The sequence below is a fragment of the Buchananella hordeovulneris genome (assembly GCF_001907235.1).
In the GTDB taxonomy this organism is placed as follows: domain Bacteria; phylum Actinomycetota; class Actinomycetes; order Actinomycetales; family Actinomycetaceae; genus Buchananella; species Buchananella hordeovulneris.
On record NZ_MQVS01000007.1, the window covers coordinates 109,096 to 126,116 of the forward strand.

Below are 17,021 nucleotides of genomic sequence, written 5' to 3' on the forward strand. Positions count from 1 at the left end.
GTATTGGAAAGGGGAGCCATGTCACTGCCACACCTGCCGACCCCGGTCGGCCCGCCCGTCGTCGCCCCGCCTGTCGTGGGGGCAGGTGGGGATCCTTGCGCACCCCACAATCTGCGGTGGCAGCCCGTCTCCAGCCGCCTCATTCCCGTGCGGCTGGTGGCGATCTGGTTGACGCTCCTGCTGTTTGCCGCCCCGTTCCTCATCCTCGGCATCACCGTCGACGGTTGGTTTTTCTTCGGCGCCGCTGTCTTGGCGCTCCTGGGGCTCTGGCTCAGCTACCTGGTGCCCCGGCAGGTGCACGCGATGGGCTACGCCGAGACCCCCGACGAGTTCATTTTTCGGCGCGGGGTGCTCTTTCAGCGACTAACCATCGTGCCGTACGGCCGCATGCAGTATGTGGACATCTCCCGGGGGCCTATCGCTCGCTACTTCGGCATCGCCGAACTGAAGCTGCACACGGCTGCCGCCGCCACCGATCTGACCATCAACGGTTTGCCGGAGGCAGAAACCAACCGGTTGCGGGTCAAGCTCACCGAACTGGGCGAAGCAAAGTTGGCGGGCCTGTGACCGCGCCGCTGTCCCCCGGTTCGCTCCCTGGCCTCCCGCCCCAGGCGGCTGGGCAGGTGGGGCAGGTAACCATCGACGGACGCACCGAGACCGTAGTGTGGCGCCGCGTCTCGCCGATCACGCCCCTGGCCAACACCTGGCAGGCGTTGACCGTGCTCCTGTTTGTCGTGACCATCAACGTGGTGCAGGCTATCGGCGAGGCCCGCCAAGAACTGGACGAAGACTTCGTCGGGCAGGCCAGCTCCACCGTTGGCCGCCTATGGCAAGACTTCGGCCCGCTAGTGCTGGTGGTGCCGCTGGTCATCCTGCTGCTGCTCGTCGGCTACTTCGTGTTGGCCTGGCGCCGGATCACCTACACCGTCACCAGTGATTCTGTGGTCTTCCGGCAAGGGGTCCTCCAGCGCAAGGAACGGGTGTTGCGCGTCACCCGCCTGCAGACCATCGACGTCGTGCGCCCCCTGCTCGGCCGGATCTTCGGCTTGGGCAACCTCAAGGTCGAAGCGGCCGGCGGGACGGGCTCCAACATCGAGATCGGCCTGCTGAAGGAAGCCGAATTGCGGGCGCTGCGCGCCGAGATTCTCGCCCGCGCCGCCGGGGTCACCGCCGCTGCGCGCCCCGCGCCGTCTGCCCCCCACCCCCAGGTCCCCGCCGTGGCGATCCCGAGCGGCTTCGAGGGCGGACTACCGATGGAGGCCGAGTTGCGGGCTCCGGAGGCCCCCGAACGGGAGATCTATGCCGTACCCACCGGCATGTTCCTGCTTTCCCTCCTGCGCTCCGGTTCCGTCCTTACCGGGATACTGGTGGTGCTGGCCGCCCTCGGCGGCGGAATCTGGATGCTCAGCGAGGGCGTGGCCATCGGCACGATCCTCTTCAGTTCGCTGGCCCCCACCGTCGTGGTCTTCGCCAGTCTCGTGTGGTACCGCTTCGCCGGAGAGTTCGGTTTCCGGGCCGCGTTGTCGCCCGATGGCATTCGTATTCAGCGTGGCCTGACGCAGTCGGTGGCGCTGACCGTGCCACCGCGCCGCATTCAGATGGTGGTCTTCCGCCAGCCGTTGCTGTGGCGCGGGAAGGACTGGTGGCGGGTCGTCGTGCGCGTGCCCGGCCACGAACGCGCTGAGTCCAACAGCAAGGGAGACCCCAGCGGGGAAGTCACGTTGCTGCCGGTGGGCAGCCGCACCCTGGCCGAGTATGCCCTCTGGCTCGCGGTGCCCGACCTCGGGGTGGAACCCGCGCGGATCCCGTCCCTACTCGGGGCGGGCCTGCTCGGCAAGCACACCGACGGCGGCTTCGTGCCGAGTCCCCCGAGCGCGCGTTTCTTCGATCCCCTGGTGCGTGCGCGGCGGGGCCTAGTGCTTACCCCGACGGTGGCGCTGGTGCGTTACGGCTGGTTCGTGCGCAAGTTGGCCGTGGTGCCGCTCAACCGCGTGCAGTCCCTGGCGCTGCGCTCGGGGCCGCTGGAGCGCGCCGCGGGTCTTGCCACCCTGCAGTTCCACTCCGCGGGAGCCCTCCAAATCGGAGGTACCGCCAAACACTTGGACGTGCGCGCTGCCGAACAAGCCCTGCAGACCGCGGCGCATTTTGCCCGGCAAGCCCGCCACAGTGAGCCGCCGGAGCAATGGATGCAGCGCGTGGCGAGCGTGGCCAGCCCACCGGTGGCATGAGCCGCCTCGGCATCGGCGTGATCGGCGTCGGCAAAGTCGGGGCCGTGTTGGCCAGCGCCTGGCGCGCCTGCGGGCACAGTGTGGTGGCGGCTGCTGCCCACTCCCCGGCCTCCCGCGAGCGTGCCGAGGTGATGTTGCCGGGCGTGCCCTTGGTGCCGGTAGAGGAGGTGGTGCGGCGCAGCGAGCTGGTGCTGCTGGCCGTGCCCGACGACACCCTCCCGGGCCTGGTGGCAGGCCTGGCCGACCTCGGGCACTTCAGCAGCGGGCAACTGGTACTGCACCCGGCGGGCCGCTTCGGGGCGGCTGTCTTAGCCCCCGCCGTGGCCCGCGGTGCGTTGGGTATTGCCCTGCATCCGGCCATGACTTTCACCGGTACATCGTTGGATATCGCCCGCTTGGCGGGGTGCCCGGTGGCGGTGACCTGCGCCCCCGCCCTGACTCCGATCGGGCAGGCTTTAGCCGTGGAGCTGGGGGCCGAGCCTTTCGTGGTGGCGGAGGAGGACCGGCCGCTGTATCACGCGGCTCTGGTGCACGGCGCCAACCACCTGGTGACCCTGGTGTCGCAGGCGGTGCGTGTGGCCGCGCAGGCGGGTGTGCCCGCCGAGTCTTTGCGGCCGCTGCTCACCGCTGCCCTCGACCGCGCCCTGCGTGAGGGGGAGGAAGGCTTGACCGGTCCGGTGGTGCGCGGCGATGTCGGCACCATCCGCGAACACTTGGTGGCGCTCAAGCAGGCCGCCCAGCGCGAAACTCGGGAGGGGCCGAGCGGGCAGAGCTTAGGCGAGGCCCTGCGCACCTACCGGGACCTGGCGGGCGCCACCGTGCGGCGGGCCCGGCAGCTTGGTACCCTGCACCCGCCTGTGGCCGACGAGATAGCGGAGGCATTGGAGGCCTAGGGCCGCAGGTGGCTAGGGTGGAGACATGACTAAGCCGACTGTGCCTGTGCTTGCCCGCACGCGAGCTGAACTGGCCCGTGCCCTCGCCGACCTCCCGGGCCGACGGGGAGTTGTGATGACCATGGGGGCGATCCACGAAGGGCACCTGGATCTGGTGCGCGCGGTGCGGGAGGTGAGCGACCACGTGGTGGCCACGGTTTTCGTCAACCCGCTGCAGTTCGGCCCCACCGAGGACCTCGCCGCCTACCCGCGGGATCTGGCAGGCGACGTCGCCAAGTTTGCGGCCGAGGGGGTGGCCGTCGTCTTCGCGCCGAGCGCGGCCGAGATGTACCCGCGCGGCACCCTAGACGTGCGTATCGACCCCGGGCCGGTGGCCGTGCCCTTGGAAGGACAGCGGCGCCCGGGGCACTTCGCGGGCGTGGCCGCGGTGGTTACCAAACTCTTGGGTTTGACTCGGCCCGCCGTCGCCGCCTTTGGCCGTAAGGATGCCCAACAGTTGGCCGTGATCCAGGCCCTGGTGCGGGACCTAGACCTGCCGGTGGAAATCTTGCCGGTGGCGATTCGCCGGGAGGCTGATGGTTTGGCCATGTCTTCCCGCAACGCCTACCTGTCCGCCACCGAGCGCGGCCAGGCGCTCGCCCTGTCCCGGGCGTTGGCCACCGCGCGCCAGCTGGCTGCCGCGGGGGCAGATGCCCCCACCATCGCCGCCCAGGTGCGGGCCGAGCTGGCCCAGGCCGACGGCGTGGTCCTCGATTACGCCGAAGTCGTGGATCCCGCCACTTTTGGCCCCGCCACCACCGGAGCGGCCCTCGTGCTGCTCGCCGCCCGCGTCGGCACCACCCGCCTGATCGACAACACAGAAATCGAGATCTCCGCATGAGCCTGCCTGCTTCCCTGACCCGCCCGATGATGATCGGCAAGATTCACCGCGCCACCGTCACCCAAGCTGACCTCCACTACGTCGGTTCCATCACCATTGACTTGGAGCTAATGGAGGCCGCCGACCTGCTGCCCGGGCAGCAGGTGGATGTCGTCAACGTCACCAACGGTTCGCGCCTGACCACCTACGCCATCCCGGGGGAGCGCGGCTCGGGCGTCGTGTGCATCAACGGGGCGGCCGCGCACCTGACCCACGCCGGTGACCTCGTCATCATCATTGCCTACGGGCAACTCAGCGACGCGGACGCCCGCACCTACACCCCGCGCGTGGTCTTCGTGGACGCGGAGAACCGCATAGTCGATGCCTGTTGCGAGCCCGGAGCAGTGCCGCCGGGGGCGGTGTCGTACAACGACGGCGGGCAGCTGCGCCGCTCCGGCATCGACGCGTTCAGCGGACGGGAATAGGGGACGACCCCGGGCCAGTAAACTGGGCGGCATGACCGAGAACGCTGCTCAGAGCCCCGTCGATGATGTGCCCGAACAGGTGCGGGTGCGCGCCGCTAAGCGCGAACGTCTGTTGGCGCAGGGGGTAGAGCCCTATCCGGTGAGTGTGCCGGTAACCACCACCATTCAAGCGGTGCGACGCGACTACGGGCAGCTGGAGACCGGGCAGGAGACGGACGACGTCGTCGGCCTGGCGGGGCGCGTGATCTTCTTGCGCAACACCGGCAAGCTCTGCTTCGTGACCCTGCAGGCCGGAGACGGCACGACCCTGCAGGCCATGCTGTCGGCCGGGGAAATCGGGGCCGAGCGCCTCGCGGAATTCAAGACCGATGTCGACCTGGGGGATCACCTGTTCGTCTCCGGGCGCGTGATCTCGTCCAAGCGCGGCGAGTTGAGCGTCTTCGCCTCCACCTGGCTGCTGGCTTCCAAGGCCCTGCGGCCACTGCCGAAGACGTACGAAAACGCCGCCGGGCAGCAGGTCACCCTCAGCGAAGAACAACGGGTGCGGCGGCGCGAGCTCGACCTCATCATGCGGCCCGCCGCGCGCGACATGGTGCGCACCCGGGCCGCGGTGGTGCGTTCGCTGCGGCAGAACTTCTACGACCGGGACTATGTCGAGCTGGAGACCCCCATGCTGCAGGTGATTCACGGGGGGGCCGCTGCCCGCCCGTTCGTCACCCACATGAACGCCTTCGACATGGACCTCTACCTGCGTATCGCCACCGAGCTGTACCTGAAGCGGGCCGTGGTCGGGGGGGTCGACCGAGTGTTCGAGATCAACCGGAACTTCCGCAACGAGGGCGTGGACTCGTCGCACTCCCCAGAGTTCGCGGCCCTGGAGGCCTACGAGGCCTACAGCGACTATCACGGCATGGCCGAACTGACCCGCAACCTCGTGCAGCGGGCGGCCCGCGATGCATTCGACCTGCCAGCGGGGCAGGAGGTCGTGCGCCTCGCCGATGGTAGCGAGTACGACCTGTCGGGAGAGTGGGACTCGATCACGCTATACGGGTCCATCTCGCAGGCCCTGGGGGAGGAAGTCACCGTGCAGACCCCGGCAGCCCAGCTGCGGGCGATCGCCGCCAAGCTGGGCATCGAGCTGCCAGACTTCGCGCTGCCCGGCAAGATCGCGGAGGAAATCTTCGAAAAGACTGTCGGGGATCACCTCTATCGCCCCACTTTCGTTTTCGACTTCCCGGAAGACACCTCCCCGCTGACCCGCGGGCACCGGCACACCCCGGGGTTGACCGAAAAGTGGGACCTGTACGTGCGCGGCTTCGAGCTGGCCACCGCCTACTCAGAGCTGGCCGACCCCGTCATTCAACGGCAGCGCTTCGAAGCCCAGGCCCTGGCCGCCGCGCAAGGTGACCCCGAAGCCATGGTCATGGACGAGGAGTTCTTGCTGGCCATGGAGCAGGGCTTCCCGCCCAGCGGGGGAATGGGCATGGGGATCGATCGATTGCTGATGGCCCTGACCGGCTACGGCATTCGCGAGACCATCACCTTCCCATTGGTAAAACCGCTGTAGTCCCTGCAGGCGGCGGGGCCGCCCGGCCCGGGGCGCCTCCGCCTAGCCCTGCGACCCCAGCAGCGCCCGCAGGGCCGCCTCAGCGGCTGGCACGTCCAAGGGGCGGCAACCGTCGGCTATCCACTGCCGCACCAGGCCGGGTTCGCGGCGGGCCAGCCGCAGGCCCCGGCGCAGCAGTTCCGGCACAGATTTGCGGGCCTCGGCCAGATCCCGCAACAGCCGGAACCAGTAATTTTTCCACCGCGAGCGCCGAATGCAGATAGCGTCCGCCAGGATGCCCGCGGCCCGGGCGGGTGCCACCAGGCGGGAGGCAAAGATCCCCTCAGCGACGAACAGGGAGTGCTCCCCGAGCTCTAGGCGCGTGTCGCCGGTGCGGCGGGAGAGGGGGATGGAATAGATGGGGATGATGCTAGCCCCCGTGAACGCGAGCTCTGTGAGCGCTGCCAGGGCCGCCTGCGCGTCCCAGGTCTCCGGCAGGTCCCAATCGATGCGCCCGTCCGCCCCGTGCGGCAGGTGCGGGGTGGAGGCGTCCCGGTAGAACTCATCCAACTTGACTACGGGCAGCCCCAAGCGGCGGGTGAGGGAGGTCTTGCCGCTGCCGGAAGGCCCCGCCAGCAGCACCACCCGGGCGCGGGGGGTGCGAGACGTTGGGGGAAGGTCGAAAAGCGCGTCTTGACGGGCAGGCACCGCCCAATGGTAGCTGGGCGGCGGCGTCTTATCTGTTAGGCCCCCGCCCAGACCGCGCCGCTGGGGCGGTACAGTGACCGAGCGGCGACAGGAAGGACGGGGCATGGCGTACTATCGGCTGCGGCAAGCCAGGGTCAGCGACGTGCCGGACATCTTGGCCCTGACCACCCCCTATGTGGAGCAAGGGGTGCTGGTGCGCAAGCCTGCGGTGGCCTACTACGAGTCGATTCAAGAGTTCCTGGTGGCCCTGCACGCAGAACAGCTAGTGGGGTGCGGGGCATTGCACGTCATGTGGCAAGGCCTGGCGGAGATTCGTACGCTTGCGGTGGATCCGGCCTGGCGTGGGCGGGGGGTGGGGGACGCCCTCGTGGCGGCTCTCCTGGCGCGGGCGCGCGGGCTCGAAGTGGACAAAGTGTTCTGCCTGACCTTTGAAACGGCCTTTTTTGCCCGGCACGGGTTTGTGGAGATTAGCGCCCCGCCCGTAGATGCCGACACTTTCGCTCAGCTCACGCGGTCGCCGGACCTGGGGGTGGGACAGTTCTTAGACCTCGAACAGTTGCGTCCCAATACTCTGGGCAATACCCGCATGCTCGCGCACCTGCGGCCGACTCCCCGCGCCCCGCAGCCCGCCCAGTAGGGGACTGCGGCACGCAAGCGGCGGGGTCGGGGTGCTTTGGGCCCCGACCCCGCCGCTTTGTTTACTTGCGGGTGATGGTCAGGGCCAGGCCAGTGTCTTCCTGCACTGTCCATTTGGCCTGCCCGCCCTCCCACTCGGCGGTCTGTTCCTCTGCCGACGGCCGGGACTCCAGAATCTGGGTGATGGTGTCCTTCGGCGCCTTCAGCATCGTCAGGGCGCACTCCAGTCCCGAGGGCTCCACGCCTGGGTCCTCCTCGGCGCTGCCGATGCCGTCGATGGTCAGAGTTTTGGTGTCCTCAGACACCTGGAAGGCGTCGCCCGCCCCCTTGGCACACACATCGGCGATAGCTTTGCTGGACATGCCCGTCGGGGCAGCCGACGAGTCTTCGCCGCAGGCAGCCACTGCCAGCAAGCAGGCCCCGGTGACCAGGACCCCAAAGAACCGAGAAGTAGCGTTACGCATAGTTCACTTTCTGCGATAGGACTTGTGGATCCAGGGTAACAGGCACGCCCGAACCGCCCGGTGCCGAGCCGGGCAAGCGGCTTGTCGCGCGGTGGCGACAGCGTGGGATTTAGATGAACTCCGTTGGGTCAAAGTCAGCCAGCGGGATGATCTTCACCCGCGGGAGCGGTTCCTTAAAGGCGTGAATATCGTGCTCGATATCGTAGACCTGCAGTCCCTGCTCCGTGAGGGCGGCCAAGTGCGAATTAAGGTATTCGCGGAAACAGATAACCCCCACGTTGCGACCGGAGGCCAGTAGCCGTTCTAGCTGGGGAATGAAATCGCCGTCGTGACTGGCGAGCAGGACATCGCCTTCCGGCAGGTCCGCGATCGCGTTCAGTGTCCGCTGAATACCGATGTCAACGACCTTTTCTGGCCCCACACCAGACAGGGGCACCGGCCGGTAGTCCATTGCTAGCAGCGCCTGCACGAAGTTCATTGGCAACGAGCCGGAGGTCGCGTTCAAGAAGAACAGAGCCTTAGATTCTTCGGCGGGCATGCCGCCGGTGGTCGCTACGCCATCTTCTTCATCAATAAAGGTGCGAACCCGGTCCCACCGGGGCCGTTCGCTGGGCTCGGGCCGTCGCCCGAGGACGCTCATGCCGAGCGTGGCGTCGATGTTCTCGCCATCGACCAGCAAATAAGTGCGAGACATGGGGCCACTCTATAGCGCCCATTGCGGTCCTCGGGCCGCTCCCGTAACCCGTGGAACAAAAAGTGTCCAAGCCGCAGACTGGACAGTGGCGGGCAAAAGGGTGGGCTGGGCCGTGGCCCAGCCCACCCTGCGAGGGGAACTCGCGCTTAGCTCTGTTCCTTCAGCGCCCGCAAACGCGCCTCGATTTCGGTCTCGCGTCCGTAGTCGCGCAGCTCGTCGAACTGGGCGTCCAGGGAATCGGCAGCCAACTCCGCCTGCCCAGCCACCAAGGCCTCCTCACGGCGCACCCGCTCTTCAAAACGGGAGATTTCCGAGGTCGGGTCGAGCACCGAGATGGAGCCAATGGCCTGCTGCACCGACTTTTGGGCGGCCGCGGTCTTCTGCCGCGCCACCAGCTGGTCCCGCTTCGACTTCAGCTCGTCGAGCTTGCCGCGCATCTGCTGCAGACCACCCTTGAGCTTGTCGACGACCTCCCGCTGGGAGGCAATCATCGGCTCGGAGGCCTTGGCTTCGTTCTCGAACGTGATCTGCTTGCCCAAAGCCACCTTGGCCAGGCTGTCGAACTTCTCCGCCCCCGCGGTGTCGCCCTGGGCCCGCAGCGCCTCAGCCTTCTGGGAGGCGGCCAGTGCCTTGGCCCCCCACTCGGCGGCGGCGGCCACATCGGCGGCGTGGTCCTGCTCAGCCAGGCGCAGGTTCCCGATCGTCTGGGCGACCGCGTTCTCCGCCTCTGCAATCGAGTTGGTGTAGTCACGCACCAGTTGGTCGAGCATCTTTTGCGGGTCCTCAGCCCGATCGAGGAGCGCGTTGATGTTGGCCTTCGTGAGCTGCGCAATGCGGCCGAGAATGGACTGCTTTTCCGCCATGTTGACCTCCGGCGTTGTTGGAACGGACCCAGTGTCCTGATGGTTGTAATTGTGGAGTAAAGCCCCGCCGCGCACCAGATTTTTCGCGCCACGGCTGTTGCGCCTGGCGCGAACGGCTCCGGCCCCGGGAAGTGGCTGAGCGGGCGCGCCAGGCGCGGCCGCTCAGAACGAACCGCCCGAACCTCGGGTGCCACCGCCGAAGCCACCGCCGCTAAATCCGCCGCCGAAACCGCCCCCGCCGCTAAATCCGCCGCCGCGGCGTGAACCGCCCCACGAGCCGGAACTGCCCCAGCTACCGCTGCTGCGCCAGCCACCCGAGCCCCCCATGTTGGACAGGATGCCGCCCAGGATGAGGCTGGTGAGGTCGATGCCCCCACCGGACGAACCGGAGTGCCCCCCAAAGCTGTTGATGTCATCGACCAACTGCGAACGGGCCTGATGGACGAGCGCCTCGGCGGTGGAGAGGTAGACACTGGCCTGATCCGGAGACTGTTTGGCAGCGTGCTCCGCCCTGCCCAATTCCGTTTGGGCGCGGGCCACCAGATCGCGCACCGCGTGGGTCGCCCCGCCCCGGTGGGTGGAGATGTCGCGCTCCAGCTGTTCCAGGGCGGCCCGGCACCGCTCCAGGCGCGGGCGCAGGCGCGCTGCCGCCCGCTGCGCCACTTCGTCGGCCTGCCGCGCCGGGGCCAGCGCCAGATCAAGCGCCTCCTCAGCGGCCGCCAGCTCTGCCAAGGCCGCCAGCGGGTCCCCGCCCTGCAAGGACGCTTGCCCGTCCTTAATCGCGGTCCGGGCTCGCTGCGTGAGCGCCGCAAAGCCCTCCTGACCGGGCACCAGCCGCTCGACGTCGGCCAGGTCGGAAGACAACGAGGCGACCGCGCGCGCCATCTCCCCGGCGGCGTTGGCTAGCCGCTCGCGGGCCACCGCCACACTCTCCAACAAAGTGCGGGCCTGGGTGAGGGCGCGCTCGGCAATGTGTTCGTACTCGATGGCCTCGTTTTTCTGCTGCTGGGCCGCCGCCTGCCGCGCCTGCTCCAGGGCCTGCTCCGCCGCGTCCAGCCGGGCCAAAGCCTCGGCGGGGGCACTGCTGACAGACACCAGCGCGCCGGGCGAGTACTGCGCCTGCAGCTCGCTCAGCTGCGCCTGCGCCACCCCGTTCTTGGCCCGCGCCTCCCGAACCAGCTCAGCGGTGCGCTCGATGACCTGCGGCAGGTTAGTGTGCAGGGCCCGCAGGCGGGCAAACTCTTCCTCGTGCTGCTGCAACTCGGCCAGCGCCTCCTGGGACAGGGACCGCACCTTCTCGATCTGCCCGGCCTCCACAGCCCCCGCTTGGAGCGGATCGACCGTCTCCAACTGCCGCCGGATTCCGTAGGCCTCCGCCAGGCGTGCCTCGGCCTTCTTGAGTGCCTGCAGGAAACGGTCGGTGTCCAATTCGCCGAATTGAGCCCGAGCAAACTCGTACTCTTCCTTCCCAGTGCGCACGGCGTCGTCGGCTGCCACCAGTTCCCGCGTCGCCTGCTCTAGGTGCTGCGGGAACGACAACCGTCCCGGCCCGCTGGGCCCACCCGCGCCCGCTGACTTCTTCTTGCGACGCCAGACGTAGACGGTGCCCGCCAACGCCGCGCCCCCGGCACCTACCAGGGCAATGGGTGCCAGCGCATCCAAGTCGCTGTCACTGTCCCGGCTGGCACTGCCACGTTCCTCGTCCCGGTCATCGTCGTCGTAGTCAGTGCGCCGCCCACTCAGCTCGCTGGCTAGCGCCTGCCCCAAAGACACCAGCGCACTGTCCCAGTCGGCGTTCCGCAGGTGGGGGCGAACGTCGTTGTTGAGCAGGCTGTCGATCCGCTCGTTGCTCAGGGGCACCCCGTCTCCGGGCATGAGGAAATACTGGCGATCCTCCACCGCCAGCGCGAAGACGGCCGCGTTAGCCCCCAGCCCGGTCCGTTGGGCCGTCTGCAGGGACCAGCTGCGCGGCTCGGTGCCGTCAAAGGAATTGACGACGACGATGTGCAGGTTGACTCCGGCATCGGTGGCCTGCGCTATCGCCTGCCGTACCTCCGTCTCGTCACGCACCACCCCGGCGAGGTCGGTCAGCTGGTCAGTCAGCGCCACGGGCGCCTCCAAGGAGACGGTGGGTGCAGGTGGCAGAGCAAGAGCGGACGTGGGCAGGGCAGCGCCGACGCAGACAAGCGCAGCGACAGCAGCCAGACGGGTAACGAGCTTCATATCAGTGAATCATTCCTTGGGCACCCGGCTCGTGGCAACGGGCTGCGGGAGTTCGTGCCGTACTCGGGCGGCCGGTAGACTGGTGCGACTGCCATTTTTGGGAAAGTAGGGGTCCCGCGTGCGGGAGCGGGAAAGGAGTCGGCGTGCCCACAGGCAAGGTCAAGTGGTTTGATCCGGAGCGGGGATTTGGATTTGTGACGGGGGACGATGGTGTCGAGGCCTACCTGCGCGACTCCTGCCTGCCGCAGGGGGTGACGACGCTCGCCGCCGGCACGCGGGTCGAATATTCGATCGCTGACGGGCGACGGGGGCCGCAGGTGCTCACCCTGCAGGTGCTGGGTGGGGGCGCGGCGCCCCGTGCCCGCCGGGTGCGGCCAGAGACCATGGCGGAACGGGTGGAGTCGCTCATCAAGGTGCTCGACGACGCCTCCACGAGCCTGCAGCGGGGGCGCTACCCGGAAAACTCCCGCAAGGTTGCCGCCGTTTTGCGGGCGGTGGCAGACGGCTTCGACGCGTAGGGTGGCCCTGTGGCGACAAAAAGGAAAGATCCGGTCCTCAGTGGGGCTCTCGATTTTGCGCGGCAGGCAGCCCTGCAGCTGGCCCCGGCGTCTGACATCGGCGACCACGTCGGCGTGGTGGTGGAGGCCGACCGGCTGGTGACCCATCGCTTTGCCTGCCTCAAGCCCGGCTACGTTGGCTGGAACTGGGCGGTGACCCTGGCGCGCGTGCCGCGGGGGCGCACCGCCACCGTGTGCGAGGTGGCCCTGGTGCCGGGGGAGGGCGCCCTGTTGGCTCCGCAGTGGGTGCCGTGGAAAGAACGCTTGCGCCCGGGCGACTTGGCCCGCGCCGACGTGTTACCAACCGCCGTGGACGACACCCGCTTGGAAACCGTCGAAGTGGCTGCGGCCCGCGCGGCCCGCGAGTCGCTGGGCAGCCAGTTGCCGGAAGAGCTGGCGGCGGTAGCCGAGCGGCCGCGTGTCTTGTCGCCGCTGGGGCGCTCGCTGGTGGCGCAACGTTGGTACGACTCCGAGCGGGGTCCAAGCGGGCGGCCCCGGGGCACCCCCAATTGTGGCTCGTGCGGTTTCCTGCTGCCGCTGGCGGGCACGGTGGGCAGCACTTTTGGGGTGTGCGGCAACGAGTGGGCGGCCGACGACGGGCGGGCAGTGGCCTTGGATCATGGTTGCGGCGCACACTCCCAGGTCGAGGCCGACGACGACGGGGAAGACGACTGGCCGATCACCCCGCCCCGGGTCAATGAGCTGGATCTGGAGGTGGTGGAGCTGCAGGCGGGGGAGTGAATCTAGCCACTTCGGTCCGGTCCGCAGCTGTTGTTGGTCTTCGCTGCTGGCAGAATAGGGGCACGTGAGCAAAAAGACTTCGGCGCGCCCTGCCGCAGCCACAAAGTCGGGCCCCGTGGGTGCCCTTGACCGGTTCTTCCGCATTTCGGAGAGAGGCTCAACCATCAGCCGCGAGGTACGCGGCGGGCTGGTGACCTTCTTCGCCATGTGCTACATCCTCGTCCTCAACCCGCTGCTGATGGGGGGCCCAGACTCCATGGGCGGCTTCCTGGGTGGGGGAGTGGAGGCCAACCAGCACGCGATTGCCGCAGGCACTGCCCTCGTGGCGGGCCTCATGTCCATCCTCATGGGGGTGGTCGCCAACTTCCCCATTGCCTTGGCCACAGGTCTGGGAATCAACGCCATGGTCGCCTTCGGGATTGCCACGATCCCGAGCATGACGTGGGCGGATGCCATGGGACTGGTGGTGCTGGAGGGCATCATCATTTTGTTGCTCGTGCTGACCGGGTTCCGGGAGGCTGTCTTCAAGGCGGTGCCGAGCCAGCTGAAGGTTGCCATCTCGGTGGGTATCGGCTTGTTCATTGCCTTCATCGGCCTGGTCAACGCCGGCATTGTCCGCCCGGCTAAGCCCGTCGTCGAGTTCGGCATCGGTGGTTCGCTGCGCGGTTGGCCCGCGGTGGTCTTCGTCTTCGGTCTGTTCCTGATGATCGTGCTGGTTGTACTCAAGGTGCGCGGCGGGATCCTCATCAGCATCGTGGCGGCCACGGTGCTGGCCGTGGTGCTGGAGAGCATCTTCCACCTAGGCCCCCAGGAACCGGACGGCAAGAACCCGAGCGGGTGGGCGTTGCAGACCCCCGCCCTGGACGGCTCGCCGGTGCAGCTGCCGGACCTCTCGACCCTGGGCCAGTTCTCGCTGCTCGGCTCGGTGAACAAGATCGGCGTGGTGGCCGTCGTGCTGCTGGTCTTTTCCCTCATGCTGGCCGACTTCTTCGACACCATGGGCACGATGGTGGCCATTGGGGCCGAAGCAAACCTGCTGGACAAGGACGGTAACCCGCCCGGCACCCGCAAGATCCTCGTCGTCGACTCGGTGGCTGCCATCGCCGGTGGGGCGGGCGGTGTTTCGTCCAACACCTCCTACATCGAGTCTGCCGCCGGGGTAGGGGAGGGGGCCCGCACCGGGCTGGCCTCCGTGGTCACGGGGCTGCTCTTCCTGGCCTCGATGTTCATCGCCCCGCTGGTGGCGATGGTGCCCTACGAGGCGGCCACTCCCGCCCTGGTCATCGTCGGCTTCCTGATGATGACCCAGGTGGCGGAGATCGACTGGAAGAACATCGACATCGCCCTGCCCGCCTTCCTCACGATCATCCTCATGCCGTTCTCCTACTCCATCACCGTGGGCATTGGCGTGGGCTTCCTCTCCTACGTGGCCATCCGGGTGGCGCGCGGCAAGGCGGGGCAGGTGCACCCGCTGTTGTGGGTTGTCTCCGCCATGTTCCTGGCGTACTTCACTATGGGGCCGCTGCGCGGACTCTTTCACGTGTGATCCGCTAGCGGAGGGCCGGGACGAGGACAACTCGTCCCGGCCCTCCCCGCTCAGGCGGGCGGGAATATTTCTTGTGGCCGGGGCGTTGTCGTCCGGGCAGCCAAATGACAGATCGGTAAGGAGGGGTAAGTGTTCGCTTCCTTACGGATCTACAACTACCGCTGGTGGTTCTTTTCCACGCTGGTGGGATCGATCGGAACGTGGCTGCAACGAGTGGCACAGGACTGGTTTGTCTATGCCTTCCTCACCGCAGATTCACCGCTGGCCATCGGGGTGGTAACGGCGCTGCAGTTCGCCCCGATACTGCTGCTGAGCCCGTACGCAGGGCTGCTGGCTGATCGCGTTAATCGGCGCCTGCTGCTGGCTGCCACCCAACTCGGCGCGGCATTGACCGCGTTGGGGCTGGGCGTGCTGGTGCTAACGGACACCGCGCAGCTGTGGCACGTTTACGTATTTGCGCTCCTCTTAGGAGTGATAGTGGCGTTCGAGGCACCCGTTAGGCAAACGTTCGTTGCGGAGCTGGTTCCGGGAGAGCTACTGCCGAACGCGGTGGGACTGAACTCGGCCGCCTTCAACGTGGCGCGGCTAGTGGGGCCGGCGGCAGCGGGACTGGCCATCGAAGCGATTGGACCGGGCTGGGTTTTCATCGCCAACGGCTTGTCTTTTTTGGTGACGTTGGCGGCGCTGTTCGCGATTCGCGCGCGCGAGCTGTACCCGGTGGCGCAAGCCGAGCGGGTTAAGGGCCAACTGCGGGCAGGGGTGCGGTATGTCCGGCAACGCCCCGACATCATCGTCATGACGGTGATCGTGTCGGTGGTGTGCGGCCTGGGCATGAACTTTCAACTCACGAGTGCGGCGATGGCGCGCGCCGAATTCGGGCGTGCGGCTGGCGCCTTCGGGCTGCTGACCTCGATTAGTGCCATCGGGGCGCTAGTCGGCTCACTGGTCGCGGCCCGCCGCACACTGCCGCGGGTGCGGGGCGTGGTAGTTGGAGCCTTCAGCTTCGGCGCATTTTCGCTGCTATCCGCGCTTGCCCCGACCTATTGGGTTTTTGCGGCCTTATCTATTCCCATCGGGTTTAGTGCCCTGACGATGATTACCTCTGCCAACGCGGCCATCCAGTTGCGGACCGAACCGAGCATTCGGGGCCGGGTGATGGCGCTGTACATGATGGCGTTCTTAGGCTCCACCCCGGTGTGTGCCCCGTTAGTGGGGTGGATAGCGGAGGAGTGGGGACCGCGCTGGGCCATCGGGCTGGGCGGAGCCTCCAGCCTGCTGATCGCGGTGGTGATGGCCTGGTGGTACTTCGGTTACTGGCGGCAGGACAACACCCCGACGGTGGTGGGGCGGCGCAGCCTGGGCCTTGGCATGCGGTGGGTGGTCTCCCGTCTGGAGCGCAACCGCGCAGCCGACTAGAGGCGGTTTGCCACCCAGTCCAGGCACGCGGTGAGGCGCGCGACGTCGGCGGGATCAGTGGCCGGAAAGGTAGCAACTCGCAACTGGTTGCGACCAAGCTTGCGGTAGGGGTCGATGTCGACAATGCCGTTGGCCCGCAAGACTTGCGCCACCGCCTGCGCCGATACTCCTTCCAGGTCGATGGTGGCCACCACGGGGGAGCGCCAATGCGCCTCGGCGACAAATGGGGCCGCCCACGGCCGCGCCTCGGCCCACTGGTACAGGTGCGCGGAGGCTGCCCGGCAGCGGGCCTCGGCCGCCTCCAGGCCTCCCAGGTCGGCCAGGAACCGCAGCTGTTGCCGGAGCAGGAACAGGGTGGCGAGGGCCGGGGTGTTGAGGGTCTGGTTCTGCCGCGAATTGGCCAGCGCTAGCGGCAGGCTGAGAAACTCGGGCACCCACCGATCCGCGTGTGCGAGCTCCGCTATCCGTGCCAGGGCGCGGGGCGAGCAGATGGCCAGCCAGAGTCCGCCGTCGGAGGCCAAGGCCTTTTGGGGAGCGAAATAGTAGACGTCGACCTCCGCGAGGTTCACCTGCACGGCCCCGGCAATCGAGGTGGCGTCGACGACGGTCAGGGCATCGGCCGCGGCCCCAGCAACGGCCCCGACGGGGCTGACCACGCCGGTGGAGGTCTCGTTGTGCGGCCAGGCGTAGACGTCGGCCTCCGGGTGGGCCGCCACCGTCGCTAGCTGACCCGGAGCGGCCGCGTGGACGACGCTGGGCGCCAAGAAAGGCGCGCGGTCGGTTTCGGCGGCGAACTTGGCCCCAAATTCACCGAAGACGGCGTGCACGGCCTGCCGTTTGACGAGTCCGACGGTGGCGAGCGCCCAGAACGCCGAAGAACCACCGTTGCCGAGCAGGACTTCATACCCGGCGGGGGCCTGCAATAAGTCAACGAGACCCGCGCGAATCTCGGCCACCAAATTGCGGATTGGGGGCTGCCGATGAGACGTGCCCATAAGACCGGAAGCGACCAGCTGTTGCAGGTGGGCGGTGGGTATCTTTGCAGGCCCAGAACCAAAGCGTCCGTCGGTTGGCAGCAAGTCAGCAGGCAGGCGCAACTGGGGGGTCGTCATGTCGATATCTTGCCAGTTTTCCGGTGGGGCCTGCGGGCTGAGGCCTAGCA

General features: G+C 67.8%; 17 protein-coding genes. 11 read left to right on the top strand and 6 right to left on the bottom strand.

All coding sequences use genetic code 11. The features are described from left to right. The first annotated feature begins 18 nt into the window (after positions 1-18). From BSZ40_RS07695 to lysS, 6 genes are read left to right on the top strand one after another with little or no spacing between them, the layout of a single operon-like run. Complete coding sequence (locus BSZ40_RS07695) at positions 19-567, top strand: PH domain-containing protein (protein WP_084542712.1); 549 nt, start codon at positions 19-21, stop codon at positions 565-567. Then, positions 564-2,228 (top strand): PH domain-containing protein, encoded by a 1,665-nt coding sequence (locus tag BSZ40_RS07700; RefSeq protein ID WP_084542713.1) that lies wholly within the window; start codon positions 564-566, stop codon positions 2,226-2,228. The genes BSZ40_RS07695 and BSZ40_RS07700 overlap by 4 nt, the downstream gene beginning before the upstream one ends. Then, the gene (locus BSZ40_RS07705; protein ID WP_245793964.1) at positions 2,225-3,121 is read left to right on the top strand and encodes a Rossmann-like and DUF2520 domain-containing protein; all 897 of its coding nucleotides are present in this window, start codon (positions 2,225-2,227) and stop codon (positions 3,119-3,121) included. The genes BSZ40_RS07700 and BSZ40_RS07705 overlap by 4 nt, the downstream gene beginning before the upstream one ends. A gap of 25 nt (positions 3,122-3,146) precedes the next feature. Next, positions 3,147-4,001, top strand: coding sequence for a pantoate--beta-alanine ligase (gene panC, locus BSZ40_RS07710; protein WP_073824896.1), 855 nt, complete (start codon positions 3,147-3,149; stop codon positions 3,999-4,001). Then, positions 3,998-4,465: an aspartate 1-decarboxylase gene (panD, locus tag BSZ40_RS07715; RefSeq protein WP_073824898.1), complete on the top strand. Its 468-nt coding sequence runs from the start codon at positions 3,998-4,000 to the stop codon at positions 4,463-4,465. The genes panC and panD overlap by 4 nt, the downstream gene beginning before the upstream one ends. Positions 4,466-4,496: 31 nt before the next feature. Further along, a complete protein-coding gene (lysS, locus tag BSZ40_RS07720) occupies positions 4,497-6,032 on the top strand; it encodes a lysine--tRNA ligase (protein ID WP_124851255.1) in 1,536 nt (511 codons plus the stop codon). Positions 6,033-6,074: 42 nt separating this feature from the next. On the opposite strand, the gene BSZ40_RS07725 is transcribed toward lysS, so the two are convergent. After that, positions 6,075-6,719: an ATP-binding protein gene (locus tag BSZ40_RS07725; protein WP_073824901.1), complete on the bottom strand. Its 645-nt coding sequence runs from the start codon at positions 6,717-6,719 to the stop codon at positions 6,075-6,077. A gap of 103 nt (positions 6,720-6,822) precedes the next feature. On the opposite strand from BSZ40_RS07725, the gene BSZ40_RS07730 reads away from it, so the two are divergent. Beyond that, positions 6,823-7,356: an amino-acid N-acetyltransferase gene (locus BSZ40_RS07730; RefSeq protein WP_073824902.1), complete on the top strand. Its 534-nt coding sequence runs from the start codon at positions 6,823-6,825 to the stop codon at positions 7,354-7,356. A 61-nt stretch (positions 7,357-7,417) separates the two neighbouring features. Here the strand turns inward: BSZ40_RS07730 and BSZ40_RS07735 are convergent, their stop codons facing one another. From BSZ40_RS07735 to BSZ40_RS12380, 4 genes are all read right to left on the bottom strand, one after another. After that, on the bottom strand, positions 7,418-7,819 hold the full coding sequence (locus tag BSZ40_RS07735; RefSeq protein ID WP_073824905.1) for a hypothetical protein: 402 nt from the start codon (positions 7,817-7,819) through the stop codon (positions 7,418-7,420). A gap of 109 nt (positions 7,820-7,928) precedes the next feature. Continuing rightward, positions 7,929-8,513: an NYN domain-containing protein gene (locus BSZ40_RS07740; RefSeq protein ID WP_073824907.1), complete on the bottom strand. Its 585-nt coding sequence runs from the start codon at positions 8,511-8,513 to the stop codon at positions 7,929-7,931. A 146-nt stretch (positions 8,514-8,659) separates the two neighbouring features. Beyond that, positions 8,660-9,376: a PspA/IM30 family protein gene (locus BSZ40_RS07745; RefSeq protein WP_073824910.1), complete on the bottom strand. Its 717-nt coding sequence runs from the start codon at positions 9,374-9,376 to the stop codon at positions 8,660-8,662. Positions 9,377-9,538: 162 nt separating this feature from the next. Then, the gene (locus BSZ40_RS12380; RefSeq protein ID WP_084542717.1) at positions 9,539-11,599 is read right to left on the bottom strand and encodes a TPM domain-containing protein; all 2,061 of its coding nucleotides are present in this window, start codon (positions 11,597-11,599) and stop codon (positions 9,539-9,541) included. 143 nt (positions 11,600-11,742) lie between these two features. Between BSZ40_RS12380 and BSZ40_RS07755 the strand changes: the two genes are divergently transcribed. The 4 genes from BSZ40_RS07755 to BSZ40_RS07770 all read left to right on the top strand — a co-directional run bounded on the left by BSZ40_RS07755 (position 11,743) and on the right by BSZ40_RS07770 (position 15,859). After that, positions 11,743-12,117 (top strand): cold-shock protein, encoded by a 375-nt coding sequence (locus BSZ40_RS07755; protein ID WP_073824916.1) that lies wholly within the window; start codon positions 11,743-11,745, stop codon positions 12,115-12,117. 9 nt (positions 12,118-12,126) lie between these two features. Then, the gene (locus BSZ40_RS07760) at positions 12,127-12,897 is read left to right on the top strand and encodes a DUF3027 domain-containing protein (protein WP_073824919.1); all 771 of its coding nucleotides are present in this window, start codon (positions 12,127-12,129) and stop codon (positions 12,895-12,897) included. A gap of 64 nt (positions 12,898-12,961) precedes the next feature. After that, the gene (locus BSZ40_RS07765) at positions 12,962-14,443 is read left to right on the top strand and encodes an NCS2 family permease (protein ID WP_073824923.1); all 1,482 of its coding nucleotides are present in this window, start codon (positions 12,962-12,964) and stop codon (positions 14,441-14,443) included. A gap of 129 nt (positions 14,444-14,572) precedes the next feature. Beyond that, a complete protein-coding gene (locus BSZ40_RS07770) occupies positions 14,573-15,859 on the top strand; it encodes an MFS transporter (RefSeq protein ID WP_073824926.1) in 1,287 nt (428 codons plus the stop codon). Here the strand turns inward: BSZ40_RS07770 and serC are convergent. Further along, positions 15,856-16,971, bottom strand: coding sequence for a phosphoserine transaminase (serC, locus tag BSZ40_RS07775; RefSeq protein ID WP_073825009.1), 1,116 nt, complete (start codon positions 16,969-16,971; stop codon positions 15,856-15,858). The genes BSZ40_RS07770 and serC overlap by 4 nt on opposite strands. Positions 16,972-17,021: the final 50 nt, after the last annotated feature.

What these genes read in the sequence shown, in the direction of transcription:
- panC (WP_073824896.1), top strand. Translation starts at nt 3,147, where the DNA reads ATGACTAAGCCGACTGTGCCTGTGCTTGCCCGCACGCGAGCTGAACTG.
- BSZ40_RS12380 (WP_084542717.1), bottom strand. Translation starts at nt 11,599, where the DNA reads ATGAAGCTCGTTACCCGTCTGGCTGCTGTCGCTGCGCTTGTCTGCGTC.
- serC (WP_073825009.1), bottom strand. Translation starts at nt 16,971, where the DNA reads ATGACGACCCCCCAGTTGCGCCTGCCTGCTGACTTGCTGCCAACCGAC.
- BSZ40_RS07745 (WP_073824910.1), bottom strand. Translation starts at nt 9,376, where the DNA reads ATGGCGGAAAAGCAGTCCATTCTCGGCCGCATTGCGCAGCTCACGAAG.
- panD (WP_073824898.1), top strand. Translation starts at nt 3,998, where the DNA reads ATGAGCCTGCCTGCTTCCCTGACCCGCCCGATGATGATCGGCAAGATT.
- BSZ40_RS07705 (WP_245793964.1), top strand. Translation starts at nt 2,225, where the DNA reads ATGAGCCGCCTCGGCATCGGCGTGATCGGCGTCGGCAAAGTCGGGGCC.
- BSZ40_RS07735 (WP_073824905.1), bottom strand. Translation starts at nt 7,819, where the DNA reads ATGCGTAACGCTACTTCTCGGTTCTTTGGGGTCCTGGTCACCGGGGCC.
- BSZ40_RS07740 (WP_073824907.1), bottom strand. Translation starts at nt 8,513, where the DNA reads ATGTCTCGCACTTATTTGCTGGTCGATGGCGAGAACATCGACGCCACG.
- BSZ40_RS07730 (WP_073824902.1), top strand. Translation starts at nt 6,823, where the DNA reads ATGGCGTACTATCGGCTGCGGCAAGCCAGGGTCAGCGACGTGCCGGAC.
- lysS (WP_124851255.1), top strand. Translation starts at nt 4,497, where the DNA reads ATGACCGAGAACGCTGCTCAGAGCCCCGTCGATGATGTGCCCGAACAG.
- BSZ40_RS07695 (WP_084542712.1), top strand. Translation starts at nt 19, where the DNA reads ATGTCACTGCCACACCTGCCGACCCCGGTCGGCCCGCCCGTCGTCGCC.